This is a genomic window from Streptomyces sp. NPDC052040, assembly GCF_044548405.1.
GTDB lineage: Bacteria > Actinomycetota > Actinomycetes > Streptomycetales > Streptomycetaceae > Streptomyces.
This window is the reverse complement of sequence record NZ_JBIUBV010000003.1, coordinates 76,596-89,679: the sequence shown is the minus strand read 5'-3', so window position 1 is coordinate 89,679 and position 13,084 is coordinate 76,596. Positions and strand designations below refer to the sequence as shown.

16 protein-coding genes are annotated in these 13,084 nt (G+C 73.8%); 9 read left to right on the top strand and 7 right to left on the bottom strand.

Features of this window, described 5'->3' with window-relative positions; translation table 11 throughout:
* Nucleotides 1–113: 113 nt before the first annotated feature.
* Together ACIHAA_RS08750 and ACIHAA_RS08745 are read left to right on the top strand one after the other, a co-directional pair.
* Nucleotides 114–1,241 (top strand): Dyp-type peroxidase, encoded by a 1,128-nt coding sequence (locus ACIHAA_RS08750; RefSeq protein ID WP_399814634.1) that lies wholly within the window; start codon nucleotides 114–116, stop codon nucleotides 1,239–1,241.
* A gap of 20 nt (nucleotides 1,242–1,261) precedes the next feature.
* On the top strand, nucleotides 1,262–2,083 hold the full coding sequence (locus ACIHAA_RS08745) for a family 1 encapsulin nanocompartment shell protein (RefSeq protein WP_399814633.1): 822 nt from the start codon (nucleotides 1,262–1,264) through the stop codon (nucleotides 2,081–2,083).
* Nucleotides 2,084–2,090: 7 nt separating this feature from the next.
* On the opposite strand, the gene ACIHAA_RS08740 is transcribed toward ACIHAA_RS08745, so the two are convergent.
* On the bottom strand, nucleotides 2,091–2,801 hold the full coding sequence (locus ACIHAA_RS08740) for a DUF1275 family protein (protein ID WP_399814632.1): 711 nt from the start codon (nucleotides 2,799–2,801) through the stop codon (nucleotides 2,091–2,093).
* Nucleotides 2,802–2,877: 76 nt separating this feature from the next.
* Nucleotides 2,878–3,714: a DUF1206 domain-containing protein gene (locus ACIHAA_RS08735; protein WP_399814630.1), complete on the bottom strand. Its 837-nt coding sequence runs from the start codon at nucleotides 3,712–3,714 to the stop codon at nucleotides 2,878–2,880.
* 183 nt (nucleotides 3,715–3,897) lie between these two features.
* Here ACIHAA_RS08735 and rpmG point away from each other — a divergent pair, with 183 nt between their 5' ends.
* The 4 genes from rpmG to ACIHAA_RS08715 all read left to right on the top strand — a co-directional run bounded on the left by rpmG (nucleotide 3,898) and on the right by ACIHAA_RS08715 (nucleotide 6,355).
* A complete protein-coding gene (rpmG, locus tag ACIHAA_RS08730; protein WP_399814628.1) occupies nucleotides 3,898–4,062 on the top strand; it encodes a 50S ribosomal protein L33 in 165 nt (54 codons plus the stop codon).
* 65 nt (nucleotides 4,063–4,127) lie between these two features.
* Nucleotides 4,128–4,388 (top strand): type B 50S ribosomal protein L31, encoded by a 261-nt coding sequence (locus ACIHAA_RS08725; protein WP_399814627.1) that lies wholly within the window; start codon nucleotides 4,128–4,130, stop codon nucleotides 4,386–4,388.
* 47 nt (nucleotides 4,389–4,435) lie between these two features.
* Nucleotides 4,436–4,558, top strand: coding sequence for a type B 50S ribosomal protein L36 (ykgO, locus tag ACIHAA_RS08720; RefSeq protein WP_399814626.1), 123 nt, complete (start codon nucleotides 4,436–4,438; stop codon nucleotides 4,556–4,558).
* Between the two features lie 324 nt (nucleotides 4,559–4,882).
* Nucleotides 4,883–6,355 (top strand): dihydrolipoyl dehydrogenase family protein, encoded by a 1,473-nt coding sequence (locus ACIHAA_RS08715; protein ID WP_399814624.1) that lies wholly within the window; start codon nucleotides 4,883–4,885, stop codon nucleotides 6,353–6,355.
* Nucleotides 6,356–6,482: 127 nt separating this feature from the next.
* Here ACIHAA_RS08715 and ACIHAA_RS08710 read toward each other — a convergent pair whose 3' ends face one another.
* The 3 genes from ACIHAA_RS08710 to ACIHAA_RS08700 all read right to left on the bottom strand — a co-directional run bounded on the left by ACIHAA_RS08710 (nucleotide 6,483) and on the right by ACIHAA_RS08700 (nucleotide 7,697).
* A complete protein-coding gene (locus ACIHAA_RS08710; protein WP_399814622.1) occupies nucleotides 6,483–6,653 on the bottom strand; it encodes a hypothetical protein in 171 nt (56 codons plus the stop codon).
* Between the two features lie 72 nt (nucleotides 6,654–6,725).
* Complete coding sequence (locus ACIHAA_RS08705; RefSeq protein WP_399814620.1) at nucleotides 6,726–7,082, bottom strand: PRC-barrel domain-containing protein; 357 nt, start codon at nucleotides 7,080–7,082, stop codon at nucleotides 6,726–6,728.
* Between the two features lie 162 nt (nucleotides 7,083–7,244).
* Entirely contained in the window at nucleotides 7,245–7,697 is a 453-nt protein-coding gene (locus tag ACIHAA_RS08700; protein ID WP_399814619.1) for a hypothetical protein, read from the bottom strand.
* A gap of 240 nt (nucleotides 7,698–7,937) precedes the next feature.
* On the opposite strand from ACIHAA_RS08700, the gene ACIHAA_RS08695 reads away from it, so the two are divergent.
* The gene (locus ACIHAA_RS08695; protein WP_399814617.1) at nucleotides 7,938–8,999 is read left to right on the top strand and encodes an NAD(+)/NADH kinase; all 1,062 of its coding nucleotides are present in this window, start codon (nucleotides 7,938–7,940) and stop codon (nucleotides 8,997–8,999) included.
* 70 nt (nucleotides 9,000–9,069) lie between these two features.
* Here the strand turns inward: ACIHAA_RS08695 and ACIHAA_RS08690 are convergent, their stop codons facing one another.
* Nucleotides 9,070–9,567: a lamin tail domain-containing protein gene (locus ACIHAA_RS08690; protein WP_399814615.1), complete on the bottom strand. Its 498-nt coding sequence runs from the start codon at nucleotides 9,565–9,567 to the stop codon at nucleotides 9,070–9,072.
* Between the two features lie 117 nt (nucleotides 9,568–9,684).
* Nucleotides 9,685–10,494 (bottom strand): SGNH/GDSL hydrolase family protein, encoded by an 810-nt coding sequence (locus tag ACIHAA_RS08685; RefSeq protein ID WP_399814613.1) that lies wholly within the window; start codon nucleotides 10,492–10,494, stop codon nucleotides 9,685–9,687.
* 364 nt (nucleotides 10,495–10,858) lie between these two features.
* Here ACIHAA_RS08685 and ACIHAA_RS08680 point away from each other — a divergent pair, with 364 nt between their 5' ends.
* Together ACIHAA_RS08680 and ACIHAA_RS08675 are read left to right on the top strand one after the other, a co-directional pair.
* Nucleotides 10,859–11,983 carry an MFS transporter gene (locus tag ACIHAA_RS08680; protein ID WP_399815419.1) on the top strand — a complete coding sequence of 375 codons (1,125 nt, stop codon included), beginning with the start codon at nucleotides 10,859–10,861 and terminating at the stop codon, nucleotides 11,981–11,983.
* Between the two features lie 122 nt (nucleotides 11,984–12,105).
* Complete coding sequence (locus ACIHAA_RS08675; RefSeq protein WP_399814612.1) at nucleotides 12,106–12,960, top strand: alpha/beta fold hydrolase; 855 nt, start codon at nucleotides 12,106–12,108, stop codon at nucleotides 12,958–12,960.
* The last annotated feature ends 124 nt before the right edge of the window (nucleotides 12,961–13,084 follow it).

Below are 13,084 nucleotides of genomic sequence, written 5' to 3'. Positions count from 1 at the left end.
GGCCGGACGGCTCCCGCACCCGGCTGCGGTGCGGTGCCCGCCACGGGCCCGGCGCCGATCGTCGGCCGTGCCCCGAGTGTCCCGCTCGCGGCCGCCGGGAAGAGGTGCGGCTCATGGCCGGACGCCCCCGCGACCCCGTTCCCCAGCCGGTGCTGTCCCCTCTGACGGCCGCGGCCGTCTTCCTGGTGGCGACGGTCGACCCGGGAGGCGAGCCGACTGTGCGGGACCTGCTCTCCGACCTGAACGGACTCCAGCGGGCCGTCGGCTTCCGTGCCACCCCGGACGGACGGCTGAGCTGTGTCGCGGGCATCGGCTCCGCGGCCTGGGACCGGCTGTTCGCCGGGGACCGCCCCGCGGAACTCCATCCTTTCCGGGAGCTGTCCGGACCGGTCCACCGCGCCGTGTCCACACCCGGCGATCTGCTCTTCCATCTGCGCGCCGCGCGGCTCGACCTGTGCTTCGCGCTGGCCGCCGAGATCATGGAACGGCTTCGGCACGCCGTGACGGTCCGCGACGAGGTGCATGGCTTCAAGTACTTCGACGTACGCGATCTGCTCGGTTTCGTCGACGGGACGGAGAACCCCACCGGCCCGGCGGCGGACGCGGCCGTGCTCATCGGGGACGAGGACCCGGGCTTCACCGGCGGCAGTTATGTGGTCGTCCAGAAGTATCTGCACGACCTGGACGCCTGGAACGCCCTCCCGGTGGAGGAGCAGGAGTCGGCCATCGGCCGCCACAAGCTGTCCGACGTCGAAATCCCCGACGAGGACAAACCGGCCGACTCCCATGTCGCGCTGACCACCCTCGTCGACCCCGACGGCACCAAGCACGAGATCCTCCGCGACAACATGCCCTTCGGCACCGTCGGCACGGGCGAGTTCGGCACGTACTTCATCGGGTACGCCCGCACCCCCGCGGTGACGGAGCGCATGCTGGAGCGGATGTTCCTGGGCGCGCCCCCGGCCGCCCACGACCGGATCCTCGACTTCTCCACCCCGGTCACCGGCGGGCTGTTCTACGTCCCCACCAGTGGCTTCCTCGACGACCTCCCCGATCCGCCCGGCGCGGTCGCGAGGGCTGGGGCCGAGGTGTCCGGCGAGGCGGGCGGACCGTGTCCCGACGGGCACGGGACACCCCCGGACGGGGGCGGAGACAAGAACGGCACCGTGCCCTCCGTACCCGCCCGGCTCCCCGACGGCACTCTGGGGATCGGCGGCCTGAAGGGCTCTCATCCAGCGTAGTCACGAAGGGCAACGGGCCGATGGACAACCTTCACCGTGAACTGGCCCCCGTCTCCGCCGAGGCCTGGGCCGACCTGGAGGACGAGGCGCGCCGCACCTTCCGGCGCCATGTGGCGGGCCGCCGGATCGTCGATGTGCCCGAGCCCGGCGGGACCGCACTGGCCGGGGTGGGCACCGGTCATCTGCATTCCGTGGACGGCCCCGCCCAGGGGGTCACCGCCCGCACCCGCCTCTTCCAGTCCCTCGTCGAACTGCGGGTCCCCTTCACCGTGGACCGGGAGCAGGTCGACGACGTGGCCCGCGGCGCCAAGGACGCGGACTGGCAGCCGGTCAAGGACGCCGCCCGGAAGATGGCGTACGCGGAGGACCGGGCCGTGTTCGAGGGCTACGCGGCCGCGGGCATCACCGGTCTGCGCGCCGGCTCCTCGAACCCGCCGCTGATGCTGCCCGAGGCGGTGCCGGACTATCCCGACGCCGTCAGCCAGGCCGTGACCGCGCTGCGGCTCGCCGGGGTGGGCGGCGCCTACACCCTGGCGCTGAGCGCGGAGGCCTACACCGCCGTCAGCGAGACCTCCGACTACGGCTATCCGGTCCTCAACCACATGGCCCGGCTGCTGGACGGCGACATCGTGTGGGCGCCCGCCATCGACGGCGCCTTTCTGCTGTCCACGCGGGGCGGCGACTTCGAACTGCGCCTCGGACAGGACCTGTCGATCGGCTACCTCTCGCACGACGACAGCACCGTGCGGCTGTACTTCCAGGAGACGCTGACCTTCCTGGTCCACACGAGTGAGGCCGTGGTCGCCCTGGCCGCCCCGGCGGCGCACCCCACCGCACTCTGAGCCGCGCCTACGCCCGGTGGCCGCCCGCCGCCCGGTGCCGCAGCAGGGGCCCGGCCGCGATGAGCGCCGCCGCCGTGACCAGGGCGAAGGGGAGCACCCCGGCCCAGGGGGGTGCCGCCCGGCGCAGCCCCATGGTGGCCGCCGCGCCCACGATGAGCGCCCCGAGCCGCGCGGGCACCCAGCCGTCGGGCCGCGCCCGTCCGACGCCGTGCACGATGTAGGCGGCCAGTGTCCCGGTCAGATAGGTGGTGGGGGAGGCGGCCCGGCCCGCCGCCACCATCGCCGCGGCCTGCCCGCCCATGGCCAGGGCGGCACCGCCTTGCAGCACGTCCCGGGTCACCCCGGCGGGCGCGCCGCCCGCCGCCGCCCAGACACCCGCGCCCACGGCGAGCAGCACGGCTTCCCCGAGCAGGCAGGCCATCACCCGTCCGGGCCAGTGCGTCGCCACCCCGGTACGGCCGTGGGTCACCCAGGCGACCAGCCCGGCGCCCGCGCCGAACCCCGCCAGCGCCAGCAGGGCGGCGGCGGCCCCGGCGCCCCGGGCACGGCCGATCGCCATCCCCAGCAGGGCGAGATTGCTGGTCATGACACCGGCGAAGACATGGTCCAGCGCGGTGAAGGAGATGGTTTCCACCGCACCGGACGCGGCGACCAGCACGACCACCGCGATCCGCATCGTCCGCCCCGGGCCGTCCTCGGGCCCTGCGCGGTCCGCCATGGCCGCTCCTCTCGACGGTCATCACCGAGGGTAACGGTCGGTCACCCCCGGTGGCGGGCCGCGGCGGCCGTCCGGGTCAGACCCGGCGCCAGCGGGCCAGGGCGAAGGAGAACAGCCCGAACAGGGCGAGCCCGGCGGCGACCAGTGCCAGCAGCCAGGGCCCGAAGGGAGTGTCGGCGAAGGAGCGCAGGGTGTCGTCCATGCCCTTGGCCCGGTCGGGCCGGTAGTCGACGGCCGCGCGCAGGGCGAAGCCCCCCGCCGCAGCGAAGAGCACCCCGCGCGCCGCGCCGCCGCCGACCCCGGTGACATCCACCAGCCGCCGGGCCTGCGGCGACATCTCGCCGAGCTTCAGCTTGTCGTGGAAGTCGCGCCGTACGGCCCGGACGCCGATCCACACGCCCGCCGCGATGACGCCGAGGGCGGCCGCGCCGACGATCCACTGGCCGCCGGGCGCCCCCAGCGCCCTGGCCGTCATGTCGCGGGACTGCTGGTCACTGGACCGGCTCCCGCCGCCGGAGCCCGCGGCGAGGGCCAGCACCGAGTAGGCGACACTCCCGTAGAACACGCAGCGGGCCGCGGCCGAGAGCCGCTTGGTCGCCTTGGTGCCGTCCGGTCCGGCCGCGCCGAACACCGCCTCGGACAGCCGCCACAGGGCCATCCCGGCCAGCCCGATGCCCAGGGCCCACAGGAGTACGGCACCGAACGGCTCGTGGGCGATCTCCTGGAGGGCGCCGCTGCGGTCGGCCTCCTGCCGCCCGTCGCCGAAGGCGATCCGCAGGGCCAGCACGCCGATCAGCAGATAGATCACTCCACGTGCGGTCAGGCCCGCCCTGGCGGCGCCCCGCGTCATGGATCCCTTGGCCGCGCGCCGGGCCTTCATCCGGCCGCGCTCGGGCAGAACGCTCGTGTTCATCTCGACCTCCCGGAAGACCGGATGCCCCGGCGGGGTCCGCGCATACCGCCGGGTCACTCCGCCGCCGTAGCGCCCATCGCGGACCGGCGGATTCCGGGAATGCCGGGGCGGAGGCCGCTGTTACAGACCACGTGGCTGACATGCGCGAGTCAAGATCGCGGATGTGGGCGAAGGGAGGACCTCATGGCACGCAGCGACGCGCGCCCGGTCGTCAGGCTGAAGTCGACGGCCGGTACCGGCGTCACCTATGTGACGCGCAAGAACCGCCGGCACCACCCCGAACGGCTGGGCCTGCGCAAGTACGACCCGGTGGCCAACCGGCACGTGCTCTTCCGCGAGGAGCGCTGAACCGGGTCCCCCGGCCCGTCGCGGGCGGGGGACAGGCACCCACGACCATAAGAAAGGACACTCCCATGAAGACCGGCATCCACCCCGAACTCCGCCCGGTGGTCTTCCGCGACCGCGCCGCCGGCGTCGCGTTCCTGACCCGCTCGACGGCCCACCCGACCCGGACCGTCGAATGGGAGGACGGCGCCACCTACCCCGTGGTCGACGTGGAGATCTCCTCCGCGAGCCACCCGTTCCACACCGGCACCTCCCGCGTCGTGGACACCGCCGGACGGGTCGAGCGCTTCGAACGCCGCTACGGCCGCACCGCCCCGGCCCGGCACTGACGCCCGCCGCCGCGCGGTGTGCGAGAGCGAGAGCTGAGGAGAAAGCCGTGAAAGTACGCAAGTCCCTGCGGTCCCTGAAGGCCGTACCGGGAGCCCAGGTGGTGCGCCGCCGGGGCGTGGTGTTCGTCGTCAACAAGAAGAACCCGCGCTTCAAGGCCCGCCAGGGCTGACCCCGCACCGATCCGTTGCCCGGCCCCCTTCCGTACGCATCCGTACGTACGGAAGGGGGCCGGGCCCGTTGTCCGCACCCCGGCGCCCCTCCGCGGACGCCGGGGTCCGCTCGCGGGCCGGGCAGCCCCGGTGCCGCCGAATGTGGCACATCCGCGCGCTCTTGATGAGGCATGGGGCCCGGGTGCCGCGGTCGGCGGACGCCGCGCGGTTACATGACCCGGGGTGCGCGCGCAGGCGCCTTCCGTCCGGCGGCTCATACCCCCGCAGCCGTATCCGGGCCGCGCGGCCCCGACGGGCGGCCCCGACCAGGATGCGAGGGACCAATGAGCGGAACAGACGCAACGGGCGGGACCGGGGAGACCGGCGACGCCACCTACGACGTCATCGTGCTGGGCGCCGGACCGGTCGGCCAGAACGTCACCGACCGCGCCCGCGCGGGCGGCCTCGACGTGGCCGTGGTCGAGCGCGAACTCGTCGGCGGCGAGTGCTCCTACTGGGCGTGCGTCCCCAGCAAGGCGCTGCTGCGGCCGGTCATCGCCCTGGCCGACGCCCGCCGGGTGGACGGCGCCCGGCAGGCCGCCACCGGCCGGATCGACACCGAACGGGTCTTCGCCCGCCGCAATCACTACGTCAACGACTGGGACGACAGCGGGCAGGCCGAAGCGGTCACCTCCATGGGCGCCGACCTGTTCCGCGGCCAGGGCAGGATCGACGGCCCGCGCCGGGTCACGGTCACCCGGGACGACGGCGGGCGCCGCACCCTGACAGCCCGGCACGCCGTGGTCGTCGCCACCGGCAGCCTCCCCGCCCTGCCGGACCTGCCCGGCATCCAGGAGACCCGGCCCTGGACCAACCGGCACGGCACCGACTCCTCCACCGTGCCCGCCCTCCTCGCGATCGTCGGCGGCGGCGGAGTCGGCGTGGAGATGGCCACCCTCTGGCAGGGTCTCGGCTCCCGGGTCACCCTGCTCTCCCGCCGCTCCCTGCTGCCCCGGATGGAGCCCGTCGCGGGGGAGCTGCTGCACCGCGGACTGGCCGAGGCGGGGGTGGAGGTACGGATCGGCCGGGAGGTGACCGCGCTGCGCCGCGCCCACCCGCACGGACCCGTCACGCTCACCCTCGACGACGGAAGCGAACTGGAGGCGGACGAGGTCATGTTCGCCACCGGCCGGACACCCGCCACCGACGACATCGGTCTCGAAACCATCGGCCTGACCCCCGGATCCTGGCTGTCCGTGGACACCACCTGCCTGGTCCGCGGGATCGACGGCGACTGGCTGTACGCCTGCGGGGACGTCAACCACCGTGCTCTGCTCACCCACCAGGGCAAGTACCAGGGCCGCACCGCGGGTGACGCCATCGCCGCCCGTGCCGCGGGCCACCCGCTGGACGACGCCGACTGGGGCGACCACGCCACCACCGCCGACCAGCACGCCGTGCCCCAGGTCTTCTTCACCGAACCCGAGGCGGCCGCGGTGGGACTGACCGCCGAGCAGGCCTCCCGGGCCGGGCACCGCGTCAGGACCGTGGACGTGCCCTTCAACGCCGCCCAGGGCGCCAACCTCTACGCCGACGGCTACCGGGGCCACGCCCGGCTGGTCGTCGACGAGGACCGGGAAGTCCTGTTGGGCGCCACCTTCGTCGGGCCCGGGGTCGGCGAACTGCTGCACTCGGCGACCGTCGCCGTCGCGGGCGAAGTCCCGTTGAAGCGGCTGCGGCACGCGGTCGCCTGCTTCCCGACCGTCAGCGAGATCTGGCTCTTCCTGCTCGCGGCCTACCGGCGCGAACACGGGTGAGGCGCCCCGGCGACCGTGCCGGGACACACCCGCCGCACGGGACGGCGGAAGGCCGCGGCGCGCCGCGGCCGCGGGCACGGCACCCGCGGCACGGGCCCGCCCGCAGTCACGGGCCCGTGCCGCGGCCTCACCGGACGGTGTGCCGACGTGAGCGGCGGGACAGCCGCGCCCCCCACACCACCAGGCTCAGCACAAAGATCACGCATCCGATGATCAGGAGGTAGAAGAGCCCCTTGACCACCGCGCCGATGAGCCCGAGGACGATTGCCACGAGGATCAGGAACAGGAAGAACGCCATAGTGAACACATCCTCCGGCCAGTGCTGCGAATGACGGATGCCCGGGCGGTCGGCCGATCGGCCGGGCGCGGTTCAGCGGCGGGCGAGACGGCGTCCCTGGTCGGCGCCGGGCGCGTAGGGCTGGTCGTAGTGCTGGAAGATCTCCGGCTCCCGCTCGACCGGCAGGACGTCGTCCAGGCCCATCGACGGCGCCTTCTTCACCAGCCCCTTCGAATGGGCCACCATCACATAGCCCGGTCCCACCGTCGCCTCGTCGAGGGGGACGAAGACCAGCCGCTGCCGGGTGGGCATCCCGGTGCGGACGGTGGCCATGGACGGGGAGTCGGTGGTGGTGTCCACGTAGACCGCTTCCAGAGACCCGATCCGGTGCCCCTTGGGGTCCACCACATCGCGATTGCGCCACTCGCGGATATCGGCTGAATGGATCATGCCTTGCTCCTTGCGGCCCGCGGTTCCCACCGGCACCCCGGCCGCCCGAGGCGGCCGGTGGCCGGGCGGGAGCCGGTACTTTCTTCACTGTACGTCTCCCGGGCCTCGACCAGCGGCTACGGGCGTCCAACCGGCCGACGGCTCCGGGCGGGCCCCGGTCCGTCAGCCCAGCGCCTCGAACACGGCCGCCGTGGTGACCCCGTACGCCAGATGGGGCACCAGATCCGACACCCAGGCCATCGGCGGCCAGGAGGCCGGGGCGGTCAGCCGCAGCGCGGTGGCCGGGAGGTCGCTGCCCGCCATGGCCGCCAGGGCCAGCAGCGAACCGGCCGTCCACAGCGGCGGCGAGCCTCCCCGGTGCCGCCACAGGCCGTAGGCGCAGCCGAGCCCCAGCCCGTTGAGGTACCCGAGCATCGCGCCGATCGCCCCCGCACGGCCGGATCTCTTCTCCCCCTCGCCCAGCCCGACCCCGGCACGGTCGGCCAGACCACCGGCCACCTGGGCCGGCAGATCGCTCGGTGACCGGCCGCGCAGCAGCATGTCGCCGTATCCGGCCAGATCCAGGGCGACGGTGCCGACCGCCCCCGCCAGCAGACCCTTGCTCATGGGACGCATGGGCGGCACTCCCTTGCTCGTGCTTGCTCGTGGTGCGGTTCTGCCCGACTGACCTTCCGGGTTCCGTTCCCGGGGCCCGGCAAACGAAAGGGGGAGAGCGGGGTGCGGCGCAGCGCGAGAGACGGGGCGGCGGGTGCGCGACGATGGAGGGGACGGACCGCGCTCCGCGGCAGGCTCCCCCGGAAGCGGGGCCCGCCGCATCCGGCCCCCGCGGGGCCCAGGAGTCCGGGAGGTGGTGTCATGCCGATCAGCCGGGTGGGACTCGTGGTGCACGGGGGGCGGCCGCAGGCGGTCGCCGGGGCGCACACGGTACGGGACTGGTGTGCGCGGCACGGGATCGGCTGCGTCGACATCGACGTCTGGCAGGACGGGGCGAGCCGCCGCCACGCCCGCGAGGAGATGCGGGCGGCCGGGGGGCCGGACCTCATCGTCACGCTCGGCGGCGACGGCACCTTTCTGCGGGGCGCGCGCATCGCCGCCCAGAACGACGCCCTGGTGCTGGGCGTGGACGTGGGCAGGGTGGGCTTTCTGACCGAGACCCCGGTCACTGAGGTGGCACGGGCACTGGAGGCGATTCACTCCGGGAGGTCCGAGTGCGAGGAGCGCATGATGCTGATGATGCGTTCCTCCCGGCTCCTCGAAATCCCCCTCGGCATGGAGGAGACCCTGTGCTACGGGAGGGGCCCGGCGCTCCCGCCGCCCCAGCCGCGACCGGAGGGCGACACCTCGGAGGAGGACTCGTGGGGGATCCGGCTGGACGTCAACGCCCTCAACGACGTGGTGGTGGAGAAGCTGGCGCGGGACCGGCAGGTCGGTGTCGGGGTGTACATCGCGGGGCGGCTGCTGGCCTCGTACTCGGCCGACGGGGTCATTCTGGCCACCCCCACCGGCTCGACCGCCTACAGCTTCGCCGCCGGGGGACCGGTGCTCTCGCCGCGGATGCGGGCCCTGGTCTTCACCCCCGTGGCCCCGCACATGGCCTTCAACCGGACGGTGATCGCCAACCTGGACGAGCCGATCGCGGTGCGGGTGCTGCCCCACTCCGGGCGGGCCGCGGTCAGCGTGGACGGACAGTCGCGCGGCATCCTCGAACCCGGCGACTGGCTCGGGGTGGCCGCGGCGCCGCGGCCCCTGCGCCTGGTCAGGCTGACCCCGGCCGATTTCTACGGGCGGCTCAGGGAGCGCATGCGCCTCACCGACGCGCCCGCCACGGCCGTCGACGGCGAGGTGGCGCCCGTGTTCCGGCCCTCGGGCCCGCTGCCGGAGGAGCTGCACGGTCTGCGCCTGCCGCCCGCGCCCTGACCGTCCCCGGCCCGGGGCCGGATGCCCGCCCGGCATCCGGCCCCGGGCCACAGCTCGTGCCCCGGAGGACTCAGCCGTGGAAGGTGATGTAGCCGTTGCCGTCGCGGTCCGAACCCGACTTGGTGTACGAGTGGACGTCGGCCCGGCTGCCGGAAGGCTTGTACAGGTAGATGGTGTCCTTGTCGTTGTTCCAGATGAAGTTGCAGTTCTGGCGGTAGACGACGTTCTGGGCGTCGGAGTCCGTGCCCTTGCCCCCGCGCAGGTTCACATGGTCGCCCGGCTCCAGATAGTGGTTGGAGCGGAAGGTGAAGCCGTTGCCCGCGGCGTCCTTGACCGTGTAGCCCTTGAGGTTCACCGTCGTACGGCGCGAGTAGTTCTTGATCGTCAGATACTCGTTCTTCGTGTTGCCGGTGGTGCAGCTGTTGGAGTCCCGACCGGGCGCGTCGTACTGAACGCCCTTCAGCTTCAGGTCCGAGGTGTACTCGGTGGCGTGCGCCGGGACGGCGGCCACGGCGATCAGCGTGGCGGTGGTGGCGGCGGTACCGGCCAGCACGGAGCGTATACGCATGAGGAATCCCCCCTCAGTGGTGCGGATGAAGCGCGAGGAGCTTATCCGACCGGTAAGGGCCCGGTAAGCAAGTCGTGGTGAAAATGTGGGGGGATGGTGGAGGTGGCGGGGTGTCCGTCAGGCGTGGTGGGTGAACACGGGGAAGTAGCCGCGGGCCTGGCCGACCGAGGTGGGGTGGTACGACTCGACGGGGGACAGCAGGGCGACGCTGCGCATCCAGGGGGTGCCGGAGCAGATCTCGTGGTCCTTGAACGCGGTCCGGACGTCGGCGAAGGTGAAGCCGTGGTCGGCGACGCGCTTGGCGGTCACCGTGTTGAGGTGGTCGACGGCGCTGTTCACGGCGGACCGCGAGGCGTCGGTGAGCCCGGCCGTGCAGGCGCCGTGGACCTTGTAGAGGTGCGGATAGCCGAGGACCACCACCCGGGCGGCGGGAGCCTTCCTCCGGATGGCGGTGTAGAGCCGGTCCAGATCGTACGGAAGGGTTCCGTCCATATAGGTGCGGGCCTCGGACACCGCGGACTGGCAGGCCGTGCTGCCCCGCAGCACACAGGTCGTCATGACATGGGAGAAGCCCGAGTCGCTGCCGCCGACCGAGATGCTGACCAGGCCGGTACGGGCGTTGAGCGCACCGAGCTGATGGGCCATGACATCGCTGGTGCGGGCGCCGTTGCAGGCGGCGAAGCTGAACGCGGAACGCGGATGGGATGCGGCCCACAGGGCGGGATACGCCCGGCTGCTGCGCAGGCAGTCGCCGCTGGAGGCGATATAGCTGCCCGCTCCGACCCCGGAGGAGTAGGAGTCCCCGAGGGCCGCATAGCCCGTGGCCGCCGCCTGCGGGGCGGCCTGAGCCGCCGGGGTGCCCGTCAGGGCGCAGACGGCGGAGAGGAGGAGGGAGGACACACATGCCGCGATTCGGGACTGTCTCATAGCCCTCGCTTAGCACGTCCCGGCCCGGACCGGAGGTGCCCGACACCGCACCGCCCCGGAGCGGCCGGGTCTGCCTCTGTCCCCAAGTGGTCTGTCGTGCACGGAACTTGGGCCGGTGCGGGGGCGGCATCCGCGTCCCGGGCCGGGGGTGGCCGTCACCCGTACGGCCGTCACCCGACCGGCCCCGCGCGGCACCCGGAGTCCCGGCCCCGCGCTCCCCGCCCCGTCCGGGCTGCCCTGCCGTGGCGGGCGACCGCCGTGCCGCCGGTGCCTATGGTGGGATGTGACCAGTCGTGACACGGAACACCGTCGGCCGGTCGGCCGTCCCGGGTATGTGGCTGCGGCGGGCGTGTTCGCCGTCGGCATGCTCGGCACCACGCTGCCGACGCCGCTGTACGGCCTGTACCGCGAGCGCATCGGGTTCTCCGAACTGATCGTCACCGTGGTCTTCGCCGTCTACGCGGTGGGCGTCATCACCGCGCTGCTGGCCGCCGGTGACTTCTCCGACGTCCTGGGCCGACGCCCGGTGCTGCTGTGCGCCCTCGCCCTGGCCGCGCTCAGCGCGGTGTGCTTCCTCTGCGAAGGCGGACTGCCGCTGCTGTACACGGGCCGGGTCCTGTCCGGGTTCTCCGCGGGCCTGCTCAGCGGCACCGGCACCGCGGCCGTCCTGGAACTGGCCCCGCCCGGACGCCACGCCCGCGCCGGTCTCGCGGCGACCGCGGCCAACATGGGCGGCCTCGGACTCGGCCCGCTGCTCTCCGGTGCCCTCGCCGCGTACGCGCCCTGGCCGCTCCGACTGCCCTTCCTCGTCCATCTGGTGCTGCTGGCGGCCGCCGCCGCGGTCGTCGGACGGCTGCCCGAGACCGTGCGGCGCGCCGTCCCCCGGCCGCCGCTGCGCCCCCAGGGCATGACGGTCCCGCCCGAGGTGCGCGGTGTGTTCGCGCCCTGCGCCCTCGCGGCCTTCGCCGGGTTCGCGCTGCTCGGCCTGTTCACCGCGGTCGCCCCGGCCTTCCTCGGCGAGACGCTGGGCGAGCGCAATCTGGCGGCGGTGGGCGCCGTCGTCTTCTCCGTCTTCTGCGCCTCGACCTGCGGGCAACTGCTCCTCGGACGGGTGGGGACGCGCCGCGCGCTGCCGCTGGGCGCCCTGGTGCTGGTGGCGGGCCTCCTCCTGGTCGGCGCCGCCCTGTTGCTTGAGTCGCTGCCGGTGCTGCTCCTCGGCGCCGTGACGGGCGGCCTCGGGCAGGGCCTGGCGTTCCGGGCCGGTCTGACGGCGGTCGGCTCCACAGCGCCCGACACCCACCGGGGCGCCACCATCTCGGCGTTCTTCGTCGTCGCCTACGTGGGCATCTCCGTGCCCGTCGTCGGGGTCGGCGCCCTGGCCGCGGCCCTCGGGGTGCGCGCCGCGGGCATGATCTTCGCGGGCTGCGCGGCCCTGTTCGTCGCCGCCGTGGGCGCCGCCCTGTGGCGGCGGCCGCCCGCCTCCTCCTGAACCGCTCCGGGGACACGCGCCGCCGTACGGCCCCATGACCCGTTCGGACCACGCGGCCGGGCCGCCCGGCGCGCAGGGGCGAACACTCGGTCACGGAAGACCCCGAGCAAAGCGAGTACGCCATGACAGCATCAGCGATCCACGGCATACGACGCCGGATACGCGGCGCCCACCTCACGGCGGCCGCGTGCGCCCTGGCCCTGTGCGCCGTCCACCCCGCCCCCGTCGGCGCGGCCGCCGCCCCCTCCGTCCCCCGACCCACCATCGTCCTGGTGCACGGGGCGTTCGCGGACGCCTCCAGCTGGAACGGAGTCGTCGAACGGCTGCAACGCCAGGGCTACACCGTCGTCGCCCCGGCCAACCCGCTGCGCGGCCTGTACAACGACTCCGCCTACATCGCCTCGGTGCTGCGGAGCATCAAGGGCCCGATCGTCCTGGTCGGCCACTCCTACGGCGGCGCGGTCATCAGCTCCGCCGCGGCCGGGAACCGTCAGGTGCGGTCGCTGGTGTTCGTGTCGGCGCTGGTGCCCGACCGGGGCGAGAGCGGGATGGCGCTGTCCGGCAGATTCCCCAGCGAACTCGCCGGTGCCCTCCGGTCCGTCCCGTACCGGGCCGGGTCCGACGGCAAGACGAAGGGGACCGACCTCTACGTCCAGCCGGACAAGCTGCACCGCGTCTTCGCCGCCGATCTCCCGGAGAGTACGGCGGCGCTGCTGGCGGCGACCCAGCGGCCCGTGAGCACGGACGCCTTCTCCGAGAAGGCCAAGGAGGCCGCCTGGCGCACCATTCCGTCCTGGTTCCTGATCGCCCGGCAGGACCGGACCATCAACCCCGCCCAGGAGCGCTTCGAGGCGGAGCGCGCGGGCTCGCACACGGTGGAGATCGACTCCTCCCATGTCGCGATGATCGCCCACCCCGAAGCCGTCACCGACCTGGTCCTCCAGGCCGCCCGGTCGGTGGGGACCACGGGCCGGTAGCCGGAGCGGGCTCGCCGTGGCGCGGACCGGTGCGAGGCCCCACCCGGCACGGGGCGGGCGGGGTACGGTCGTCCGCGGGACGACGGTCCGGCCGGAGCGCCGTCCTCCGCCACGCGTGGGACCG

What these genes read in the sequence shown, in the direction of transcription:
- ACIHAA_RS08750 (WP_399814634.1), top strand. Translation starts at nt 114, where the DNA reads ATGGCCGGACGCCCCCGCGACCCCGTTCCCCAGCCGGTGCTGTCCCCT.
- ACIHAA_RS08745 (WP_399814633.1), top strand. Translation starts at nt 1,262, where the DNA reads ATGGACAACCTTCACCGTGAACTGGCCCCCGTCTCCGCCGAGGCCTGG.
- ACIHAA_RS08740 (WP_399814632.1), bottom strand. Translation starts at nt 2,801, where the DNA reads ATGGCGGACCGCGCAGGGCCCGAGGACGGCCCGGGGCGGACGATGCGG.
- ACIHAA_RS08735 (WP_399814630.1), bottom strand. Translation starts at nt 3,714, where the DNA reads ATGAACACGAGCGTTCTGCCCGAGCGCGGCCGGATGAAGGCCCGGCGC.
- rpmG (WP_399814628.1), top strand. Translation starts at nt 3,898, where the DNA reads ATGGCACGCAGCGACGCGCGCCCGGTCGTCAGGCTGAAGTCGACGGCC.
- ACIHAA_RS08725 (WP_399814627.1), top strand. Translation starts at nt 4,128, where the DNA reads ATGAAGACCGGCATCCACCCCGAACTCCGCCCGGTGGTCTTCCGCGAC.
- ACIHAA_RS08715 (WP_399814624.1), top strand. Translation starts at nt 4,883, where the DNA reads ATGAGCGGAACAGACGCAACGGGCGGGACCGGGGAGACCGGCGACGCC.
- ACIHAA_RS08710 (WP_399814622.1), bottom strand. Translation starts at nt 6,653, where the DNA reads ATGGCGTTCTTCCTGTTCCTGATCCTCGTGGCAATCGTCCTCGGGCTC.
- ACIHAA_RS08705 (WP_399814620.1), bottom strand. Translation starts at nt 7,082, where the DNA reads ATGATCCATTCAGCCGATATCCGCGAGTGGCGCAATCGCGATGTGGTG.
- ACIHAA_RS08700 (WP_399814619.1), bottom strand. Translation starts at nt 7,697, where the DNA reads ATGCGTCCCATGAGCAAGGGTCTGCTGGCGGGGGCGGTCGGCACCGTC.
- ACIHAA_RS08695 (WP_399814617.1), top strand. Translation starts at nt 7,938, where the DNA reads ATGCCGATCAGCCGGGTGGGACTCGTGGTGCACGGGGGGCGGCCGCAG.
- ACIHAA_RS08690 (WP_399814615.1), bottom strand. Translation starts at nt 9,567, where the DNA reads ATGCGTATACGCTCCGTGCTGGCCGGTACCGCCGCCACCACCGCCACG.
- ACIHAA_RS08685 (WP_399814613.1), bottom strand. Translation starts at nt 10,494, where the DNA reads ATGAGACAGTCCCGAATCGCGGCATGTGTGTCCTCCCTCCTCCTCTCC.
- ACIHAA_RS08680 (WP_399815419.1), top strand. Translation starts at nt 10,859, where the DNA reads ATGCTCGGCACCACGCTGCCGACGCCGCTGTACGGCCTGTACCGCGAG.
- ACIHAA_RS08675 (WP_399814612.1), top strand. Translation starts at nt 12,106, where the DNA reads ATGACAGCATCAGCGATCCACGGCATACGACGCCGGATACGCGGCGCC.